General features: G+C 72.9%; 14 protein-coding genes and 1 pseudogene. 4 read left to right on the top strand and 11 right to left on the bottom strand.

Features of this window, described 5'->3' with window-relative positions; genetic code table 11:
• Positions 1-329: 329 nt before the first annotated feature.
• From mycP to ACGFIA_RS19700, 4 genes are all read right to left on the bottom strand, one after another.
• Entirely contained in the window at positions 330-1,739 is a 1,410-nt protein-coding gene (gene mycP, locus ACGFIA_RS19715) for a type VII secretion-associated serine protease mycosin (RefSeq protein WP_357476430.1), read from the bottom strand.
• Between the two features lie 10 nt (positions 1,740-1,749).
• Entirely contained in the window at positions 1,750-3,231 is a 1,482-nt protein-coding gene (locus tag ACGFIA_RS19710; protein ID WP_393261305.1) for a hypothetical protein, read from the bottom strand.
• Between the two features lie 16 nt (positions 3,232-3,247).
• A complete protein-coding gene (locus ACGFIA_RS19705) occupies positions 3,248-3,685 on the bottom strand; it encodes a hypothetical protein (RefSeq protein ID WP_357388411.1) in 438 nt (145 codons plus the stop codon).
• Between the two features lie 170 nt (positions 3,686-3,855).
• Positions 3,856-5,841 (bottom strand): TIGR03960 family B12-binding radical SAM protein, encoded by a 1,986-nt coding sequence (locus ACGFIA_RS19700; protein WP_357476426.1) that lies wholly within the window; start codon positions 5,839-5,841, stop codon positions 3,856-3,858.
• Between the two features lie 237 nt (positions 5,842-6,078).
• Here ACGFIA_RS19700 and ACGFIA_RS19695 point away from each other — a divergent pair, with 237 nt between their 5' ends.
• A complete protein-coding gene (locus tag ACGFIA_RS19695; RefSeq protein WP_393261302.1) occupies positions 6,079-8,229 on the top strand; it encodes a hypothetical protein in 2,151 nt (716 codons plus the stop codon).
• Positions 8,230-8,233: 4 nt separating this feature from the next.
• Here ACGFIA_RS19695 and ACGFIA_RS19690 read toward each other — a convergent pair whose 3' ends face one another.
• From ACGFIA_RS19690 to ACGFIA_RS19680, 3 genes and pseudogenes are all read right to left on the bottom strand, one after another.
• Positions 8,234-8,941 (bottom strand): lysophospholipid acyltransferase family protein, encoded by a 708-nt coding sequence (locus ACGFIA_RS19690; RefSeq protein ID WP_357391067.1) that lies wholly within the window; start codon positions 8,939-8,941, stop codon positions 8,234-8,236.
• 141 nt (positions 8,942-9,082) lie between these two features.
• Positions 9,083-12,229, bottom strand: coding sequence for an isoleucine--tRNA ligase (gene ileS / locus ACGFIA_RS19685; RefSeq protein WP_393261299.1), 3,147 nt, complete (start codon positions 12,227-12,229; stop codon positions 9,083-9,085).
• A 377-nt stretch (positions 12,230-12,606) separates the two neighbouring features.
• Positions 12,607-12,888: pseudogene (locus ACGFIA_RS19680) on the bottom strand (alkaline phosphatase); the annotation flags it as partial.
• 283 nt (positions 12,889-13,171) lie between these two features.
• On the opposite strand from ACGFIA_RS19680, the gene ACGFIA_RS19675 reads away from it, so the two are divergent.
• Complete coding sequence (locus ACGFIA_RS19675; RefSeq protein ID WP_357391061.1) at positions 13,172-13,612, top strand: carboxymuconolactone decarboxylase family protein; 441 nt, start codon at positions 13,172-13,174, stop codon at positions 13,610-13,612.
• A gap of 96 nt (positions 13,613-13,708) precedes the next feature.
• Here the strand turns inward: ACGFIA_RS19675 and ndk are convergent, their stop codons facing one another.
• On the bottom strand, positions 13,709-14,134 hold the full coding sequence (ndk, locus tag ACGFIA_RS19670; RefSeq protein ID WP_030503075.1) for a nucleoside-diphosphate kinase: 426 nt from the start codon (positions 14,132-14,134) through the stop codon (positions 13,709-13,711).
• A gap of 144 nt (positions 14,135-14,278) precedes the next feature.
• Between ndk and ACGFIA_RS19665 the strand changes: the two genes are divergently transcribed.
• Positions 14,279-15,637 carry a VOC family protein gene (locus ACGFIA_RS19665; RefSeq protein WP_357474318.1) on the top strand — a complete coding sequence of 453 codons (1,359 nt, stop codon included), beginning with the start codon at positions 14,279-14,281 and terminating at the stop codon, positions 15,635-15,637.
• 20 nt (positions 15,638-15,657) lie between these two features.
• On the opposite strand, the gene ACGFIA_RS19660 is transcribed toward ACGFIA_RS19665, so the two are convergent.
• From ACGFIA_RS19660 to ACGFIA_RS19650, 3 genes are read right to left on the bottom strand one after another with little or no spacing between them, the layout of a single operon-like run.
• Complete coding sequence (locus tag ACGFIA_RS19660) at positions 15,658-16,113, bottom strand: DUF4233 domain-containing protein (RefSeq protein WP_357474315.1); 456 nt, start codon at positions 16,111-16,113, stop codon at positions 15,658-15,660.
• A complete protein-coding gene (locus tag ACGFIA_RS19655; protein ID WP_357474312.1) occupies positions 16,110-17,444 on the bottom strand; it encodes a folylpolyglutamate synthase/dihydrofolate synthase family protein in 1,335 nt (444 codons plus the stop codon). Before ACGFIA_RS19655 ends, ACGFIA_RS19660 begins: the two co-directional genes overlap by 4 nt.
• A 58-nt stretch (positions 17,445-17,502) precedes the next feature.
• Entirely contained in the window at positions 17,503-20,121 is a 2,619-nt protein-coding gene (locus ACGFIA_RS19650; RefSeq protein WP_393261294.1) for a valine--tRNA ligase, read from the bottom strand.
• A 69-nt stretch (positions 20,122-20,190) separates the two neighbouring features.
• Between ACGFIA_RS19650 and ACGFIA_RS19645 the strand changes: the two genes are divergently transcribed.
• Entirely contained in the window at positions 20,191-20,868 is a 678-nt protein-coding gene (locus tag ACGFIA_RS19645; RefSeq protein WP_357474306.1) for a hypothetical protein, read from the top strand.
• The last annotated feature ends 165 nt before the right edge of the window (positions 20,869-21,033 follow it).

The following is a 21,033-nucleotide window of genomic DNA, read 5'->3' as shown; positions in this document are numbered from 1 at the left end:
TTGAGGCTTTCTGGCGATCGTGAGCTCCTCGGCTGTGCCTGCGTATCGGTCTCATCCTGACGCAGCGCTCACCGCGCCCCACACCCGGGGCCACCCCACCCACCCCAAACCCACCCAAACTCGCCCCACCCTCGCCCCAGCCCACCCCACCCCGCCCTGGACCCCGCCTCGTCGATCATGAAGTTAGCGGCGGAGTCGATCTCCGATTGCGCCGTCAACTTCATGATCGACGAGCTCAGGGGCCCGGCCGGGCGTCCGGGCGCGGGCGTGCGGGGGCGGCTCTCCGGGGGCGGTGAGGGGTGGTGTGCGGGATCCGTACCCGCGGTGGGTCAGGAACGGTCGTCGTCACCGGGTGGGGCGTACGGGCTCCGGCCGGGTGGAGTGTGGTGGGCCTGACCGTGGGGCGGGTAGGTGCCCGCGCCGGGCGGCGGGTACGCACCGGGCTGGGGGTGTCCGCCCGGCTGCGGGTAGGCGCCGGGCGGGCCGTAGCCGGGCGGCTGGGCGGTCACGTGACCGGCGGGCACCGGCGGGCCCTGCCCGTTCATCCGGTCCAGTTCCTCGTCCGGGATCGAGCCGGCCCGGGCCAGTTCGCGCCGGTGACGGCGGCGGTTCCAGATCAGGAACACCACGAGCGCCAGCAGCACGACGAGCGCCACGGCGATGCCGATGCCGATCACCATCACCTGCTGGTCGGTGGGGCCGCCCCGGTCGCCGTACTTCGTCACGTCGAAGTTGTCGTCCTCGGCGGCGGCCGGTGGCGCGGACGCGCTCGGCGCGGCGTCCCCGAGCAGTGGGTTCGCCGACACCGACGGCACGTCGGCGGTGAGTGCCGCGACCGGGTCGATCCGGCCGAAGCCGAACCGGGGATCCCGGCCGGGAGGGCCGGCGTCCCGAGCGGTGCGGATGATCCGGTTGATCACGTCGGGCGCGGAGAGGTCGCGGTGCTTCGACCGGATCAGCGCCGCGACGCCGGAGACGATGGCGGCGGCGTCGGAGGTGCCGTCCCCCCAGCCGTAGCCCCGGTCCGGGCCGATGTTGTAGACCTCGTCGCCGGGTGCGGCGATCACCGCCTCCGGGCCCTGGGCCGATCCGGACCAGAAGCCTCCACCCCGGACCGTGCCGGTCACCGCGATCACGCCGGGAATGTTTGCGGGTGAGGCGACGTCCGGGCCGGACTGCCGGATGTTGCCGGCGGCGGCCACCACGACCACGTCGCGCTCCAGCGCGTACCGGATCGCGGCCGCCTCGCCCTCGTCCACGGCCCCACCACCGCCGTACGACAGGTTGAGCACCTTCGCCCCGCCGTCGACTGCCATCCGGATGCCGGTCGCGGAGTCGTCCGGGGTGGCCGCCGCGCCGACGGGCTTGCGGATGGGCAGGATCCGGGCGTCGGGCGCGATGCCGACCACCCCGGCGCCGTTGGCCGCGATGATCCCGGCCATGTGGGTGCCGTGGCCGTCCGGGTCGCTCCGGCCGTCGCCCGAGCCGCGGGTGCTGCCCCCGGCCAGGAGCTGACCCCGCATGTCGGGGTGCCCGGCGTCGACACCGGTGTCCAGCACGCCGACGACGACGCCCCGCCCGGTGGAGATCTGATGTGCCCTGTCGATCCGCAGCTCGTCCAGATACCACTGCTCGGCACGGCGCGGAGCGGCGACCGCCGGCTGGACGGCGCCCAGCAGCATCAGTCCGGCAAGCAGACCGGCCGCCACCGGCCGAAGCGCGCCGACGTGCACCTTCATCCGTCCGTCCTCATCGCAGGATGCCCGGGGACGCACCGTCACCGGCACCCCACGGATCGTCGTCCTCAGTCAACCACGACGAGTGCCCTGCCGCGTCACCCCCGTGCCCGGCGCCGCCGTGACCGCCCATCATTCCGCCGCCCATCATCCCGGCGCCGGCCATCCCGCCACGCGTACCGGCCGCGCCGCCCGGCCCCGCTCCGGCCGCGGCCTTCAGCGCGCTGGCCGCGCTGGTCAGCGGCGGAACCTTGCCGTTACCGCCACCGACCATGCCGGGCAGGCCGCCCATGGCCAGGCCGCCGGCCGCACCGATCCCACCGCCGCCGATCCCACCGGCCGAACCCAGACCGGCGCCGCCGCCACCGCCACCGAAGCCGCCGCCACCAGCGCTCAGTCCGCCCCCGCCGAGACCGAGCGTGGCCGGTCCGCCCGCGGTGACCGTGCCGGGCCCGCCCGCGCCCGCCAGGCCGCTGCCGTACTCCGGGGTGCCCGAGCCCGGGGCACCACCGAGCTCGGGGGGCCCGCCGATGGTCGGCGGGGTGTAGGAACCGCCGCCGGGGACGCCGCTGCCGGGCCCACCGGGGGGCGGCGTGTACGAACCACCACCGGGCGTGCCGCCACCGATGCCGGTGCTGCCGATCGACGGCATCGGGCCGCCACCGCCGCCTCCGGGCATCCCGCCGCCCGGCATCCCGCCGCCACCCGGCAGGCCACCGCCGGGCACACCCGTCGGGGGGACCCGCGGGTCCCCCCGGTAGCCGTCGTCCAGCTCTTCCCGGGTGGGACGGGGTACGGCCAGCTTGGGACGCTCGGCATCCACCGCGGCGGGAAGCGGCGACATCGCCGCGTTGGCCGCCTTCTGGTTGTCGTTGTACCAGTTGTCGAGGTGCGACTTGGTGTCCCACCAGCCGCCACGCTTCTGGTCGTTGGCGTTGCCGTCGATCTTCATGGTGGCTTCGAGGTCGTCGGCCTTGTCGCGGAACGCGCCGTCGGCGTACAGCGCCTGGTTCGCCTGGAAGTCGCTGCGCAGGGCGGCGAGGAAGCCGGACTGGCTCTCACCGTCGCGCGCGTCGTCCAGCTCGGTGCCGCCGGGCAGGCTCCACTCGTTCCAGCCGAAGTTGTCCATCAGCGGGATCGGGATGCTGGCCACCGTCTTGCGGATGTCACTCTCGATCCGCGACAGCGCCCCGCTGACGTTGCTGGCGTGCGTGATCAGATCCTCGATGTCCTTGCCGATCTCGGACAGGTGCTCGCGGTACGCGTCGCCGCCGCTGCCCTTCCAGCCGGCGAGCATCCCGGGCAGGCCGCCGGTGTGCGGGCGCTCCTGGCCGGCCGCGATCGGGCCGACGAACGACCGGCCGGCGAGGGAGTCGCGCAGGTGGCCGAGAGCGGTGGAGAGGTTGCTCCACCCCGAGCCGACCAGGCCGACGGTGTACGGATCCGCTGACAGCGTCACCTCGCGGACACAGCGTTCCCAGGTGGCTCCAGCCATGACCGTCTCCTCTCTCTCAGGCCGGGTACGGGTAGGTGGGCGGCTCTGCCGCGGCCGGCGGCTCCGCCGCCGACTCCAGCAGCCGTTCGATGTCCTTGCCGTTGGCGGCGTTGCGCTCCTCGGCGTCGCGGAACGCCTTGGCGATCTCCTCGGTGCCCTTCTTCAGACCGGCCAGCTTCGCGGAGAGGCCCTTGAGGTGGCTCTCCATGTTGGCCGTGGAGCGTTCCAGCGCCTGCCACTGCAGGCGGGCGTCGCTGAAGGCGCCGAACGGGGTGCCGTTGGCCACGATCTGCGGGCTGTTGCTGTCGCCCTGCATGTTCAGCTTGATGCGCTCCATCTCCCAGGAGATGGTGTCCTCGACGTACTGCTTGAGGCGCTCGATGTATTCGGCCGCCGCATCCAGGTCCTCGACGCTGACGTGCAGATCGCCGGTGTCCGGCGGATTGATGCCCATGCTGCCTGTCCTCCCCGCTGCCGGCCCCGGCCGGTCCACTACGGACGCAGCGTATCGAGGATGGACCAGTCGGGGCACCCCCACCCCGCGTCGCGCGGTGGCCACCGGCAGAGACGACGGAGCGCGGGCACCCGGTGGGGTGCCCGCGCTCCGGTCGGGTGCCGGCGGCCTCAGCCCTGGGCGGTGGCGGGCAGCTTGAGACCGTTGACCGGGGTGAGTGGCAGCAGCTTGCGGCCGGTCGGGCCGATCTGGATCTCGGTGTCCATGGACGGGCAGACGCCGCAGTCGAAGCAGGGCGTCCAGCGGCAGTCGTCCTGCTCGTACTCCGACAGCGAGTCCTGCCAGTCCTGCCAGAGCCAGTCCTTGTCCAGGCCGGAGTCGAGGTGGTCCCAGGGCAGGACCTCCAGCTCCTCGCGCTCCCGGGTGGTGTACCAGTCGAGGTCCACCCCGTACGCCGGCAGCACCTCGGCGGCGGCGTCGACCCAGCGCTGGTACGAGAAGTGCTCGCTCCAGCCGTCGAACCGGCCGCCGTTCTCCCAGACCTTGCGGATCACCGCGCCGACCCGGCGGTCACCCCGGGACAGCAGGCCCTCGATCAGCGACGGCTCGCCGTCGTGGTAGCGGAAGCCGATCGCCCGGCCCAGCGACCGGTCGCTGTTGATCGCCTGCTTGAGCAGCTTGAGCCGGCCGTCGATGACCTCCGGCCGCTCCATCGAGGCCCACTGGAACGGGGTGTGCGGCTTCGGCACGAACCCGCCGATGGAGACCGTGCAGCGGATGTCCTTGGATCCGGTGGCCGCGCGGCCGGCCCGGATCACCTCGTGCGCCATGTCGGCGATCTCCAGGACGTCCTCGTCGGTCTCGGTGGGCAGGCCGCACATGAAGTAGAGCTTCACCTGGCGCCAGCCGTTGGAGTACGCGGTGACCACGGTGCGGATGAGGTCTTCCTTCGACACCATCTTGTTGATCACCTTGCGGATCCGCTCCGACCCGCCCTCCGGGGCGAACGTCAGACCGGTCCGCCGCCCGTTGCGGGACAGCTCCTGGGCCAGGTCGATGTTGAACGCGTCCACCCGGGTCGAGGGCAGCGACAGCGAGACGTTGGTGCCGGCGTACTGCTCGGCCAGGCCGGAGCACATGTCGCCGATCTCCGAGTGGTCGGCCGACGACAGCGACAGCAGGCCCACCTCGTGGAAGCCGGAGAACTCCAGCCCCTCCTTGACCATCTGGCCGACGGTGGTGATCGAGCGCTCCCGCACCGGTCGGGTGATCATGCCGGCCTGGCAGAACCGGCAGCCCCGGGTGCAACCGCGGAAGATCTCCACCGCGTACCGCTCGTGCACGGTCTCGGCGAGCGGGACCAGGGGCTTCTTCGGGTACGGCCAGGCGTCCAGGTCCATCGTCGTGCGCTTGTGCACGCGGAACGGCACGTCCGGGCGGTTCGGCACGACCCGCTGGATCCGGCCGTCCGGCAGGTAGTCGACGTCGTAGAAGCGCGGCACGTAGACGCTCTCGGTGCGGGCCAGCCGCAGCAGCAGCTCGTCCCGGCCGCCCGGGGAGCCCTCCGCCTTCCACTCCCGGACGATGGCGGTGATCTCCAGCACCGCCTCCTCGCCGTCGCCGAGCACCGCGGCGTCGACGAAGTCGGCGATCGGCTCCGGGTTGAACGCGGCGTGCCCGCCGGCCACGATCACCGGGTCGGCGTCGGTGCGGTCGGCGGCGAGCAGCGGGATGCCGGCCAGGTCGATCGCGGTGAGCAGGTTGGTGTAGCCCAGCTCGGTGGAGAACGAGACGCCGAACACGTCGAAGTCACGCACCGGACGGTGGGCGTCGACGGTGAACTGCGGCACGCCGTGGGCGCGCATCAGCTTCTCCAGGTCGGGCCAGACCGCGTAGGTGCGCTCGGCCAGCACGTCGGGCAGCTCGTTGAGCACCTCGTACAGGATCTGCACGCCCTGGTTGGGCAGACCCACCTCGTACGCGTCCGGGTACATCAGCGCCCAGCGGACGGTGGCCGCGTCCCAGTCCTTGACCACCGCTCCCAGCTCTCCACCCACGTACTGGATGGGCTTTGTCACCTGCGGCAGCAACGGCTCCAGCCGAGGCCAGACCGAGTTGGCGGCGGCGGGACGCGGGGTCGTGGACGGGGCACTCATGATGCCCAAGCGTACGCGGTGCCCCCGCCCTCCCCCGCCCTCCGCCCCGCCGCCACCCGCCCGCGCCCGGCTCCGCCGCGTTGATCAAGGAGTTTGCGTGCTGTTCCGCGCTCCTGACGGACACGAACTCCTTGATCACCGGCGTGGGGACTAGATCACCGGTGCGAGAGGGCGGGATTCGTGGTGGGTGGCGGGACGGTACTAACCTCGCAACGGGCGCGAGAGGAGATAGCCGCGATGCCGCAGCCGCAGCCGGCGGCGGGCCGGCCGGCCGACGGGGCCGAGATGCCGTCCGTCACCGAGCCGGCGACCGCCGTCGACACCGAGGACGCCACCGGCGCCTCGGCTCCGGCGTCTCCGTCCGCCGGCACGCCGGAGACCGCCGACGACCGGACCCCCGACAGGGCACCGGCCGAACGGCCGTCGGACGCCGCCGCCGACCAGACCCCCGCCGGGGCACCAGTCGACCGCTCGTCCGACGCCGACAGCAGGCCGCACGACGGTACGCCCGACCGCCGGCCGTCCGCCGCGTCCGGCGAGCAGCCGCGCGGTGCCGAGCCCGGTGACCGGCCGTCGGGCGACCACTCCGACGACTCGCCTCCGGACGTCCCGACCGCCCAGAGTCCGGCGACCTCGACCCTCGACCCGCAGTCCACGCCCGCGCCGACCGCGGCACCACAGGCCGGGACGACGGCGCAGACCGAAGCGGCGGCAGATTCCCCAGGCCCCGCCGAACCGACAGTGCGGGCCGAACCGACAGCGCAGGCCGAACCGACGGCGCGGGCCGAAGCCGCGCGGCAGGACGAACGAGCCGAACCGGCGGGGAGCCACGCGGACCCTGCCGGCACCGCCCTACTCGACGACGCCACCCCGCACCCGCCCGCCGACGCGGCGACCAGCGACGCGGCGACCGGCGACGCGGCGACCGGCGACGCGGCGACCGGCGACGCTCCCGCCGGGACGCCGAGTGACACGGCCGAGGCACCGACCGCCGGGGCAGGATCGCCCGCACCGGTCACCCGGGCTCGGGGATCGGCACCGGTTCCGGGCCGCACCACGCCCGTACCCACTCCCCGGACCGGGCGCCGGCCGGATCCGACCCGGATCGACCTCGCGCCGCAGCCGCCCCGGGCCACCACCGCCCCGGACCCCACGAAGGTCGAGAACGCCGCCCGGGCCGCGAGCACGCCGGATCCCACACGGGTGGAGACGACCCCGGACCCGACCCGGGTCGAGGCGCCCGCGCCCCGCTGGAGTGGTTCCGCCGCCGTCCCGCCACCGCCGCCACGCCGGCCCGCCTGGGGGGAGTCCGCCGAGCCCACGCCGGTGCCGCCGCTCGCGTCGCCGGAACACGCCACACCTGTCGACCCGTGGGCGGGGGTGGACACCACCGGCTGGGAGCTGCACGCCCCGGAGCTGCCGCCCCTGACACCGACGCTGCCGTACACCGCGCCCTGGGCCGCGCCGAACCCGCACCCGGCCCACCCGGCCCCACCCGCGGCGCCACCGGCCCACCCGGCGCATTCCGCCCCGCAGCCGGCACCGCCCGCGGCCCATCCCGCGCCGCCCGCCGCCCGCCCGGTGTCGCCGCCGCCCGGCGCGCCGTACCCCGGACCGGCCCGGCCGGTCTCGCCGCCGCCCAGCGCGCCCTACCCGGGACCGGCCCGGCCGGTCTCGCCGCCGCGCCACCCCGCACCGCCGGCCGCCCGTCCGATGCCACCGGCCGCGCCGGTCGCGCCGCCGGCGAAGCCCGGACGGCCGCCGAAGCAGCGCCGGGGCAAGGCCGGACCGCCGGTCGCGCCGCCGCCCGGCTGGCAGCAGCCGCCCAAGCGGACCCGTCGCCGGCGCCGCTGGCCCTGGGTGCTGCTGCTCTCCATCGCCTGCTGCTGCGGACTGCCGCTCTGGTGGTTCCTGCCGATCTCCAGCCAGTACCCGGCCAGCGCCAGCCTTCCGGACCAGATCGACTCGATGCAGCTACGCCAGGACGAGAGCAGCCGGGCCGTCGCCGAGGAGCTGAAAGCCCGGGTACGCGAGTCGAACCTGCTCGCCGAGGACACGTTCGCCGGCATCTACACCACCAGCGACGGCAAGCGGGTGACGTTGTTCGGCAGCACCGGCCTGCGGTTCAGTCCGGAGTCGGACGCCAAGTCGGAACTCGACCGCCTCGCCGGGGACTACGCCCTGCAGGAGTCGGTGGTGGTGGACACCGGCGTGCGGGGACGCCACGAGCGCTGCGCGGTCGGCCGGGCGGACGGCGACTCGGTGGTGGTCTGCGTCTCGGCCGACCACGGCAGCCTCACCACCGGGGTGTTCACCCGGCTGTCGGTGGACGACAGTGGGCGGCTGCTGAACGACCTGCGCCAGCGCGTGGTGGTGCCGAAGTCCTGACCGCTCAGGCGGTCTGCTCGCCGCCGGCCTGGTCGCCCGTGGCCTGGTCGGCGCGCTTCGGCGCGTACCGCGGGACGTACACCTGGCCGCTGAGCTTCTGGATCTCGGCCATCATCTCGTCGGTCATCACGCGCAGCGACGTGCGGTCGTCGGAGCGGCCGGTGAAGTCCAGCGGCTTGCCGAACTTCATGGTGATCTTGGCGCGGCCCGGACGCGGGATCCGCGTACCGATCGGCTGGGCCTTGTCGGTGCCGGTCACGCCGACCGGGATGACCGGCACGCCCGCGGCGATCGCCAGCCGGACGGTGCCGGTACGCCCGCGGTAGAGCCGCCCGTCCGGGGAGCGGGTGCCCTCCGGGTAGACGGCGACCAGGTCACCGGCCTTGAGCACCGGGATCGCCGCGTCGAACGCGGTGAGCGCGGCCCGCCCACCGGCCCGCTCGACCGGGATCGCGCCCAGCCCGGTGAGCACGAACTTGGAGAAGCCGCCCTTGAGCCCGGTGCCGTTGAAGTACTCCGACTTGGCCCAGAACGCCAGGTGGCGGGGCACCACGGTGCCGAGGAGCAGTTCGTCGGCGACGGAGAGGTGGTTGCTGGCGAAGATCGCGCCGCCGGTCGCCGGGATGTGCTCCAAACCCTCCACGTGCGGACGGAAGGCCAACCGGAGCGCGGGTGCCACGGTGAGCTTGCCGATGGTGTAGAGCAGGGGCACGGGTCCTCCGGCGGTCGTACGTGAAACAGGCGCTGTCACGGTAGCCGACGCGGCCGTCCGCCACCGAGCGGGTGGCCCGCAGTCCACTCGCTGGGGCCGGGCCCTCCTCCACCCGAGGGGGTGCAGGAGGGCCCGGTCCGCTCACACCTTGCGGACCGTCACCGTCACGCGCTCGCCCTCGCCCGCCTCACCGGCGAAGCCGTCGAGGCCCTCGGCGAAGTCGACGCTGTCGGCCAGCACCTCCCGGGCCACGAAATCGGTGTACGCGGCGACCGCCGCGCGTACCTCCTCCGAGGCGGAGACGGCCACCGTGATCCGGTCCGAGACGTCCAGGTCGGCGTCGCGGCGGGCCTGCTGCACGACGCGGACCACGTCCCGGGCCAGCCCTTCGGCGGCGAGTTCCGGCGTGACCTCGGTGTCCAGCACGACCACTCCCTCACCGCCTGGTAGCGGCGCGGAGTGCTCGGCGTCGGCGGCGACCAGGCGCAGCTCGTACTCGCCCTCGGCGAGCGTGACCCCGGCGGCGACCGGGGCACCGTCGCGCAGCTCCCACTCCCCCGCCTTGACCGCCTTGATCACCTGCTGGACGGCCTTGCCGACACGCGGGCCGAGCGCCCGCGGCACCACGGTGAGCACCTGCTGGCAGTACGCGGACACCTCGTCGGTGAGCACGACCTCCTTGACGTTCACCTCGTCGGCGACCAGGTCGGCGAAGGGCCGCAGCTGGTCGGCGACCGGCGACGCCACGGTGAGCTTCGCCAGCGGCAGCCGCACCCGCAGGCCCTTTGCCTTGCGCAGGGACAGCGCCGCCGAGGCGACCGCCCGGACGTTGTCCATCGCGGAGACCAGTTCGTGGTCGGCCGGGAACTGCGCCGCCTGCGGCCAGTCGGTCAGGTGCACCGACCGCTCGCCGGTCAGCCCCCGCCAGATCTCCTCGGCGGTCAGCGGCGCCAGCGGCGCCACCACCCGGCACAGCGTCTCCAGCACGGTCCACAGCGTGTCGAACGCGTCCGCGTCGCCGGCCCAGAACCGGTCCCGGGACCGGCGCACGTACCAGTTGGTGAGCGCGTCCAGGTAGGACCGCACGGTGGCGCAGGCGCCGGAGATGTCGTACGCGTCCATCTGCGCGCCGATGGTCGCGACCAGCTCGTTCGTCTTCGCCAGCACGTACCTGTCGAGCACGTTCGCCGAGTCGGTACGACGACGCGCGGTGTGGCCGTCGGCGTTGGCGTAGAGCGAGAAGAAGTACCAGACGTTCCACAGCGGCAGCAGCACCTGGCGCACCGCGTCCCGGATGCCCGCCTCGGTGACCGCCATGTCGCCGCCGCGCAGCACCGGCGAGGACATCAGCATCCACCGCATCGCGTCCGACCCGTAGGCGTCGAAGACGTGGTAGACGTCCGGGTAGTTGCGCAGGCTCTTGGACATCTTGCGCCCGTCCGAGCCGAGCAGGATGCCGTGGCTCAGGCAGTTGCGGAACGCCGGCCTGTCGAACAGCGCGGTGGCCAGCACGTGCATGGTGTAGAACCAGCCGCGGGTCTGCCCGATGTACTCGACGATGAAGTCGCCCGGGTAGTGGTGCTCGAACCACTCGCGGTTCTCGAACGGGTAGTGCACCTGGGCGAACGGCATCGAGCCGGACTCGAACCAGCAGTCAAGCACCTCCGGCACCCGGCGCATCATCGACTTGCCCGTCGGGTCGTCCGGGTTGGGGCGGACCAGGTCGTCCACCGCCGGCCGGTGCAGGTCGGTCAGGCGTACGCCGAAGTCACGCTCGATGTCGGCGAGCGAGCCGTACACGTCGACGCGCGGGTAGTTCGGGTCGTCGGAGCGCCACACCGGGATCGGCGAGCCCCAGAACCGGTTCCGGCTGATCGACCAGTCCCGGGCGTTCGCGAGCCACTTGCCGAACGAGCCGTCCTTGATGTGGCCGGGGGTCCAGTTGATCTGCTGGTTCAGCTCGACCATCCGGTCCTTGAACGTCGTCACCGCGACGAACCACGACGACACCGCCTTGTAGACCAGCGGGGTGTCGCAGCGCCAGCAGTGCGGGTAGGAGTGGGTGTACGTGTCCTGCCGCAGCACCACCCCCCGCTCCTTCAGCTCCCGGATCACCGGCTTGTTCACGTCGAAGACCTGCTCGCCCTGGTACGGCGGCACCAGCGCGGTGAACCGCGTGTGGTCATCCACCGTCACGACGGTGGGGATGCCGGCGGCGTTGCAGGTGTTCTGGTCGTCCTCGCCGAAGGCGGGGGCCAGGTGGACGATCCCGGTGCCGTCCTCGGTGGTGACGAAGTCCGCGCCGAGCACCTGGTAGGCGTTCGGGCCGGCCGGCTCGACGAGGAAGTCGTACAGCGGCGTGTAGCGGCGTCCGACCAGGTCGCGGCCGTACACGGTGCCGACCTGCTCGTACCCCTCGAGTTCCTTGGCGTACGCGCCGAGGCGCGCGGCACCGACGACGTAGCGCTCGCCGTCGCGTTCCAGCAGCGCGTACTCGATGTCGGGGCCGACGGCGAGCGCCAGGTTCGACGGCAGGGTCCACGGCGTGGTCGTCCAGACGCCCAGCTTGACCGGCCCGCGCAGCGGCTCCGGCGCGTTCTCGTCGGCGGTCAGCTCGAACCAGACGGTGAGCGTCGGGTCGTGCCGGTCCCGGTAGACGTCGTCCATCCGGGTCTCGGTGTTCGACAGCGGCGTCTCGCACCGCCAGCAGTACGCGAGCACCCGGAAGCCCTCGTAGACCAGCCCCTTGTCGTGCAGGGTCTTGAAGGCCCACATGACGCTTTCCATGTAGTCCAGGTCGAGCGTCTTGTAGTCGTTGGCGAAGTCGACCCAGCGGGCCTGCCGGGTGACGTACCGCTCCCAGTCGTGGGTGAACTCCAGCACCGAGGTGCGGCAGGCGTCGTTGAACCGGGCCACGCCGAGGTCCAGGATCTCCGCCTTGGTGGTGATGCCGAGCTGCTTCTCGGCCACCACCTCGGCGGGCAGGCCGTGGCAGTCCCAGCCGAACCGGCGCTCGACGCGCCGCCCGCGCATGGTCTGGTAGCGCGGCACCACGTCCTTGACGTAGCCGGTGAACAGGTGCCCGTAGTGCGGCAGGCCGTTGGCGAACGGCGGGCCGTCGTAGAAGACGTACTCGTTCTCGCCGTCGCGGCCGGCGTCGCGGGCCTCCACCGACGCCTCGAAGGTCTTGTCGGCCGTCCAGTGCTCCAGCACCCGGCGCTCGACCGCGGGCAGGTCCGGGCTTGCCGGGACACCGGCGCCGGTCGGGTCGTGCAACGGATAGGCCATCGCCTGTCGCTCTCCCTCAGCAGCTCACTCGTCTGTGGTCTGCGAGGACGAGCCGAATCCGGTACGCCGTGAACGGCGTACCGGGCGTGGCCCGCGGTACCACCCCGCTTGGCGGCCGAGGTGCGACCGCCCGCTCGTTGGCCGGCTGTGACGGGCCGTCCCGTCCGGTTCTACTGAGCCGGTGACCCGGCCGTTCTTCCGGAGGCTCACCGGTGATGGCCGGGTCGTCGCCTGTGGGTTGAAGCGTACTCGACCTCCCACCCGCCGCGCCGCCGAGTATCGCCCGCCCCACCTCTCCCCCGGCGATCATGAGGTTGACGGCGACATCCGAGATCGACATCGCCGCCAACCTCATGATCAACGGAGTCGGCCGGGGGTCAGCGGCGCGACGGGGCCGTGAGAGTGGTGGTCCAGAGGGAGGCGCCGGAGCGGTCCCGCAGGTGCACCGTCAGGGCCGCCGACGGGCCGTCGATCGACACCTCGCCGAAGTGCTGGAAGCCCTCGGCCGGGGAGGTGTTGGCGCGCGGCGGCGCGTGCACGAAGACCGCCTTCGGGCCGAACGTGCCGTCGAGCGCGTTCGGGCCGAACGCACCGGCGTGCGCGGGGCCGGAGACGAACTCCCAGAGCGGGCTGAAGTCGCCGACCGCCGCCCGCGCGCGCCGGGCGCGCCGAGCAGCGCGCCGCCGGCGACTCCGGCACCGGCGACCAGGCCGGCGCGGAGCAGGGTACGTCGATCGAAGTGCGTCATGGGTTCTCCCGGTCTCGGCAGTGTCGCCAGCCCGGTCTACCGGCCGCAGGGGGCCGGGAACTCCGGTCGAGGTGACCGGCATGTCAACGCCCGCTGTCCAGCGCCCGATCATGACCACCGTCACACCGCCGTCCCGTCACACCGCGCCCGCGCCACCTCGTCCTGTCCGCGTACCCAACCTCGAGGAGGCGGCGATGAGCCGGATGGACATGGTGGCGGTGGCACCGGAGGCGTACCAGGCCGTGCTGGGCCTGGAGAAGTACGTCCGGGCGAACGTGGACCACACCGTGCTGGAGCTGGTGAAGCTGCGGGCGTCGATGCGCAACGGCTGCGCGTTCTGCGTCGACATGCACAGCCGGGACGCGCTGGCGGCCGGTGAGGACAGCCGCCGGCTGTTCGCTGTGGCGGCGTGGCGCGAGGCGCCGTTCTTCGACGAGCGGGAGCGGGCCGCGCTGGCCCTCACCGACGCGGTGACCCGGCTCGGCGAGCACGGCGTGCCGGACGAGGTCTGGGACGCCGCGGCGAAGGTGTGGTCGGAGAAGGAACTGGCGGACCTGGTGATGGCGATCGCCACCATCAACGTGTGGAACCGGATCGCGGTGACCTGCCAGACCCAGCCGCCCGCCCTGGCCTGAGGGCGGCCCTGGTCTGACGGCGGCCTGTGTCTGAATGCGGACACACGACGGCCCCGGTCCCGCGAAGACGCGGGGCCGGGGCCGTCGGCGGGTCGGTCAGGCCAGCTCGGGGAACCAGAGCGCGATCTCGCGCTTGGCGCTGTCCGCCGAGTCGGAGGCGTGCACCAGGTTCTCCCGGTTCGACAGCGACAGGTCGCCGCGGATGGTGCCGGCGGCGGCCTTGCGGCCGTCGGTGCTGCCGATCATCGCGCGCACCACCTCGATCACCTGGTCGCCGGAGAGCACGAGCGCCACCAGCGGTCCGCTGGTCATGAACGTCTTCAGCGGCGGGTAGAACGGCTTGTCGACGTGCTCGGCGTAGTGCTGGTCGGCGAAGTCGCCGTCCATGGTCCGGCTCACCATCGCGTCGATCCGCAGGCCCTTGCGCTCGAAGCGGGACAGGATCTCGCCCACCAGACCCCGGCGCACCGCGTCGGGCTTGATCAGTACGAGCGTCCGCTCGTCCGGGCTGCTGCTGGACACGCTGGTTGCCTCCTGTGCGCTCAACGGGGTTCGGCTGGGTACGGTCAGCGTAGCGACCCGGTCCCGACGCCGGCGCGGCGGCTGCGTCTTCCCTGGCCCGCCGCGGCGGCCTAGCCTGACCATGGAACCCCTGGGAGGTCCACTGTGGCGAATGGCGGGAACCGCACGATCGCGCCGGTACGCAAACTGATCGGCGTGGTGCTGGGCACCGTCGCCACCTTCGTGACGGTGTTCGGGCTCGGCATGACGAGCTGGGCCATCGTGGCCCTCGGCGTCGCCCTGCTCGTGCTGGCGATCGCCCTGGCCACGGTGCGCGGCGGCGGTCGCACCTGGGTGATCGGCCTGGGGCACGTGCACAGCGCCTCCGAGCCACCCACCCAGTACGCGTTCGGCCGGTGCGAGCTGCAACTCGTCATCGACGCGCCGGGGCTGCCGCCCCGCTCCAAGAAGATCATCGAGCCTCGGGTGCCGGTCGCCAAGTGGCCCTCGCTGGGCCAGGCGCTGCCGGTCCGGGTGGCGCTCGACGACCAGCGGCACGTACGCGTGCTCTGGGACGAGGTGCCCACGCACACGGAGAGCGCCGCCGCCGTCGCCGATATGCCGCCCGAGTACGCCCCCGAGCCGGACCCGCTGGACGAGCCGCTGATCGCGCAGGAGGCGCCGCCGTGGGCCGGGCGCGCGCCGGAGGACGACTTCCGCGACGACTACCCGCCCGCGCCGGACCCGTACCTGGACGACGTCCCGCCCCGGGCCGAGGAACGCGAGCCGGTGGTGCTGCACCAGAGCCCTGGCGGCCCGGTGGTGCTGGAGGGGCAGCTCGTCGAACGGGCCGCCACCACCGGCCCGCTCCCCCGCCGTGCCCCCGCGCCCCGCGCACCGGCCGAGGAGCCGGCCGACACGGTGCGTGTCGACACGGTGCTCGCCGACCCCGGACCGGCGGTCGACCCTGAACCGGCAGCCGACGCCGGACCGGTAGCCGACCCCGCGCCGGCAGCTGACACCCTGCCCGACCCGATCGACGTGCCGCTGGACGATCCCTCGGACTCTCCTCGGCGCTCCGACGTGCCGCCGACCGCCGAGGAACTGGACGAGGCGATCTTCGGCTCGGCCGAGCCGGACGATCTGGCCAGCCCGATCAGTGGCGTCGGCATCACGCTGCTCGTCGCCGACCTGGACCGGTCCCTCGACTTCTACCGCGAACTGGGCTTCGACGAACTGGACCGGGGCGAGGGCAACGCCGTGCTCTCCTCCGGCCCGACCCGGCTGGTGCTGCGCCGGGTGACCGGTGCCGCCCCGATCAGCCGCCGGCTGGTGCACGTCAACCTGGAGGTGGACGACATCCAGGGGGCGTACGAGCGGCTGCGCGACTCCGGCGTCCGGTTCACGTACGCCCCGCGCGTGGTCAACCGGGGCACCAAGCTGGAGGTGTGGGCGGCGGCGTTCCGCGACCCCGACGGCCACGGCGTGGCCCTGACCCAGTGGCGCACGCTCGCCGACGCCTGAGCCGTACCCGGCGGCCGTCCTCAGCCGAGGATGACCCGCCGCACGTGCAGCGCGTACGCCCACACCAGCGCGAACATCACCCCGAGCGCGAACAGCGACCAGTGCAGCAGCCCGGAGAGCAGCAGCAGACCCTGGAGCACGGTGCCGGCGTGCCACGCCCACGGGCGGCGCATCATGCCGGCCAGCACCACGCAGGCGACCGCCAGCGCCACGATCGCGCCGATCGCCGCGCCGCTCAGGTCACCGCCGACCACCCGGATCGGCTGGATGGCCAGCAGCAGCACCAGCGCCTCCAGCGACATCGTGCCGGCGCCCAGCCCGCGTACCGCCTTGTCCGGGTTCCGTAGCCCGGACCGCCGCCCGCCGTCCGGCGCCCGGTCCTCCGCCGCGTCGCCAGCCGGCTGCTGCGGACCCGTCGCCTGCTCCGGACCCGTCGGCTGCTCAGCGCCGGCCGGGCGCTGCTGCGGGCCGGTCATCGCTTGAGCAGCCGGCGGGCGTCGGCCACTGTCACCACCGATCCGGTGATCAGCACGCCCACCCCGGACAGTTCGCCCGGCACGTCCGCCTCGGCCTCCGCCACGGCCGCCTCGATGGCGTCGGGCATCTCCCGGGTCGCCTGCACCCGCTCCGGCCCGAAGATCTCCCGCGCCAGCGCGGCCAGCTCGTCCACCGGCATCGCCCGGGCCGAGCTGTTCTCCGCCACCACGATCGAGTCGAGCACCGGTTCGAGCAGTTCCAGCAGGCTCGCCGCGTCCTTGTCGCCGAGCACCGCCAGCACGCCGACGAGCTTGCTGAACGCGAACTCCTCCTGCACGGCGGCGACCGTGGCAGCCATCCCGTGCGGGTTGTGCGCGCCGTCGAGCAGCACCGTCGGGGCGGTACGCACCCGCTCCAGCCGGCCCGGCGAACTGGTGGCGGCGAAGCCCTCACGGACCGCCTCGATGTCGAGCTGCCGCCGGGCCCCGGCGCCCAGGAACGCCTCCACGGCGGCGAGCGCCACCGCCGCGTTCTGCGCCTGGTGCGCGCCGTGCAGCGGGATGAAGATCTCCTCGTACACCCCGCCCAGGCCCTGGATGGTCAGCACCTGGCCGCCGACGGCCACCGCGCGGCGCAGCACGCCGAACTCGGCGCCCTCCCGCGCGACGGTGGCGTTCACCTCGGCGCAGCGTTCCAGGATCGGCCGGGCCGCATCCTCCTCCTGCGCCGCCGCGATGACTGTGGCGCCGGGGTGGATGATGCCCGCCTTGTGCAGCGCGATGTCCTCGATCGTGTCGCCGAGCCACTCGGTGTGGTCCAGCCCGATCGGGGTGATCACGGCGACGCCGGCCTGGATGACGTTCGTCGCGTCCTCCGCGCCGCCGAGCCCGACCTCCACCACCGCCACGTCGACCGGAGCGTCGGCGAACGTGGCGAACGCCAGCGCCGTGGTCATGTCGAAGTAGGTCAGCGGCTCGGCGAACCGCTGGTCGACCAGCTCGGCCAGCGGCGCGATCTCGCGGTACGTGGACACGAACCGCTCCTCGCTCACCGATTCGCCGTCCAGGCTGATCCGCTCCCGGACGGTCTCCAGGTGCGGGCTCGTGTAGCGGCCGGTGTGCAGCCCGAACGCCCGCAGCAGCGAGTCGATCATCCGGGCCGTCGAGGTCTTGCCGTTGGTTCCGGTCAGGTGGATCGACGGGTACGCCCGCTGCGGGCTGCCCAGCAGGTCGAGCAGGGTCTCGATCTTCTCCAGCTCGAAGTGCATCCGGGTGAAGCCGCGCGCGTTGAGCGCGGCCTCCACCTCGGCGAACTCGGTGCGGTCGCTCATGCGGCACCACTTTCCGTTCGCGACTGCGGGGCTCGCGCCCCCGGCTCTCTCCTCGCGCTCACGAGGGCAGCGCCTCCAGGGCGGCGTCGATCCGGACCAGGTCCGCCTCGGCCACCGCCAGCCGTTCGCGGATCTTCGCCACCACCGGTTCGGGCGCCTTGCCGACGAACGCCGGATTGTCCAGCTTCGCCCGCGCCTGGGTGGCCTCCTTCTCGGCCGCCGCCCGGTCCTTGGTGAGCCGGGCGCGCTCGGCGGCCACGTCGATCGAGCCGCGGGTGTCGAGCGCGACGCTCACCGCACCGGGCATGGCGAGCGTGGCGCTGGCCTGGAAGCCGTCGCCGGGCGCGTCGAGCCGGGCCAGCGAGCGCACCAGCGGCTCGTGCGCCGCGATGCCCGCGCCGGCCAGGCCGTCGAGCCGCGCCGCGACCCGCTGGGTCGGCCGCAGCCCCTGGTCGGAGCGGAACCGCCGGACCTCGGTCACCACCCGCTGAAGCGTGGCGACCTCGCCCTCCGCGGCGTCGTCGATCAGGGTACGGTCGGCGACCGGCCAGGACGCCGTCAGCACGGTCTCGCCGCCGCTGAGCGCGGACCACAGCTCGTCGGTGACGAACGGGATGACCGGGTGCAGCAGCCGCAGGAGCTGGTCCAGCACGTGTCCGAGCACCCGGCGGGTGGTGTCGGCAGCCGGCCCACCCTCGGCGAGCACCGGCTTGCTCAGCTCCACGTACCAGTCGCAGACGTCGTCCCAGGCGAAGTGGTAGAGCAGGTCACAGACCTTGGCGAACTCGTACGCCTCGAACTGCTCGTCCACCTCGGCCGTGACGTGCGCCAGCCGGGACAGGATCCACCTGTCGACGGTGGATAGGCCTGCGGCGTCCGGCAGCGGGCCGTCGGTGTGCGCGCCGTTCAGGAGCGCGAAGCGGGTGGCGTTCCAGAGCTTGTTGCAGAAGTTGCGGGAGCCCTGGCACCACTCCTCGCTGACCGGCACGTCCTGACCGGGGTTCGCGCCCCGGGCCAGCGTGAACCGGGTCGCGTCGGCGCCGAAGCGGTCGATCCAGTCCAGCGGGTCCACCACGTTGCCGAACGACTTCGACATCTTCTTGCCGTGCTCGTCGCGGACCATGCCGTGCAGCGCCACCACGTCGAACGGCTGCACGCCGTCCATCGCGTACAGGCCGAACATCATCATCCGGGCGACCCAGAAGAACAGGATGTCGTAGCCGGTGACGAGCACGCTGGTCGGGTAGAACTTCGCCAGGTCGGGGGTGCGCTCGGGCCAGCCGAGCGTGGAGAACGGCCACAGGCCGCTGGAGAACCAGGTGTCCAGGACGTCCTCGTCCTGCCGCCAGCCCTCGCCGGTCGGCGGCTCCTCGTCCGGGCCGACGCAGACGATCTCGCCGTCCGGGCCGTACCAGACGGGGATGCGGTGGCCCCACCACAGCTGGCGGGAGATGCACCAGTCGTGCATGTTGTCGACCCAGGCGAAGTAACGCTTGGCCAGCTCGGCCGGCTCGATCTTCACCCGGCCGTCGCGCACCGCGTCACCGGCCGCCTTCGCCAGCGGCGCGGTGTTGACGAACCACTGCAACGACAGGCGCGGCTCGACAGTCGTCTTGCACCGCGAGCAGTGCCCCACCGCGTGCAGGTACGGCCGCTTCTCGGCCACGATCCGGCCCTGCTCGCGCAGCGCCGCGACGATCGCCAGCCGGGCCTCGTACCGGTCCAGGCCCTGGAACGGGCCGGGCGCGGTGATGACGCCGCGCTCGTCCATGATCGTCAGCGAGGGCAGGTCGTGCCGCTGGCCGATCTCGAAGTCGTTCGGGTCGTGCGCCGGGGTCACCTTGACCATGCCGGTCCCGAAGCTCGGGTCGACGTGCTCGTCGGCGACGATCGGGATGCGCCGGTCGGTGAGCGGAAGCTCCACCTCGGTGCCGATCAGGTGCCGGTAGCGCTCGTCGTCGGGGTGCACCGCCACCGCCGTGTCGCCGAGCATCGTCTCCGCGCGGGTGGTCGCCACCACGACCTCGTCGCCGTAGCGGATCGACACCAGCTCGCCCTCGTCGTCGGTGTGCTCCACCTCGATGTCGGACAGCGCGGTGAGGCAACGCGGGCACCAGTTGATGATCCGGTTGGCCCGGTAGATGAGCCCGTCGTCGAAGAGCTTCTTGAACATGGTCTGCACGGCCCGGGACAGGCCCTCGTCCATGGTGAAGCGCTCACGGTCCCAGTCGACCGCGTCGCCGAGCCGGCGCATCTGGCCGAGGATCGCGCCGCCGGACTCGGCCTTCCACTGCCAGACCCGCTCGACGAACTTCTCCCGTCCGAGGTCGTGGCGGGACAGCCCTTCCCCGGCGAGCTGCCGCTCGACCAGGTTCTGGGTGGCGATACCGGCGTGGTCCATGCCCGGCAGCCAGAGCGCCTCGTACCCCTGCATCTTCTTGCGCCGGGTGAGCGCGTCCATGAGGGTGTGCTCGAACGCGTGCCCCATGTGCAGCGACCCGGTGACGTTCGGCGGCGGGATGACGATGGTGAACGGCGGCTTCTCGCTGTCCGCCGACGCCCGGAAGTGGCCGCCGGCTACCCACTGCTCGTACCGTCGCTGCTCTACCTCGCCGGGCTGGTACTGGCCGGCGAGGGTCGGGGCGTCGGGGCGTCGGGCATCCAGTCTCTCGGTCACTCTGAAAGTCTACGGAGCGCTTTCGGGGACCCGACGTGCACCACCTGTGATTCGCGTACGGTGGCGGTCATGTCCGATGCGCATCTCACGGAGCGCGCGGTCGACGGGGGTTCCGATCCGTTCGAGCTGACCGAAGAGCCGATCGAGCTGAGCCGCCGCGACCCCGCGCAGGAGTCCGAACGCCGTCCGTTCTCGCGGCGCCGGAAGATCGTCCTTGCCGCCCTGGTCGCGGCCGGCCTGGCCGGTGCCGGCGCCTTCGGAGTGGGCGGCTGGCGCGTGCTCCAGCAGAAGGACACGACCCTCGGCCAGCCCGCCGAGGTGGCCGGGCTGGTGCGGGACGACAGTGAGCGGGCCCGCAGCACCGCTGAGTACCTGCGCGACGGGCTGGCCGCCGACATCGAGCTGGACCGCGGCTTCGGGGCTGTCTACTCCGACCGGGGAGACGTCAAGCGCTCGGTGCTCCTGTTCGGCGGCACCACGCTGCTGTGGCAGCCCGAACGCGACCTGGACACCCTGTTCGGGCTGATGGCGGACGAGACCGGCCGGGTGGCCGGGTTGCGCGAGGTGGACGCCGGCCGCCTGGGCGGCGTGATGAAGTGCGGTACGACCACCGGCGACGGTGGCGACTTCGCGGTGTGCGGCTGGGCCGACCACGGCAGCGTCGTAATGGGGATGTTCCCGGGCCGCCGGATCGACGACGCGGCAGCGCTGTTCCGCGACATCCGCGAGTCCGTCCAGAGCCGCTGACCCCGCTCATCCGAGGGCCGGCTCCGGCCGGCTTTCCGGGACTCAACGCAATTCAGGGCCACCCCGCACGGGGGTGGCCCTGAATTGAAAGATTGTCCGGCGGTGTCCTACTCTCCCACACCCTCCCGAGTGCAGTACCATCGGCGCTGGAGGGCTTAGCTTCCG

Origin of the sequence: Micromonospora sp. NPDC049203 (genome assembly GCF_043197215.1) — a bacterium.
GTDB lineage: Bacteria > Actinomycetota > Actinomycetes > Mycobacteriales > Micromonosporaceae > Micromonospora.
The sequence above is the reverse complement of the archived record's forward strand: the minus strand, read 5'-3'. Positions and strand labels throughout refer to the sequence as shown.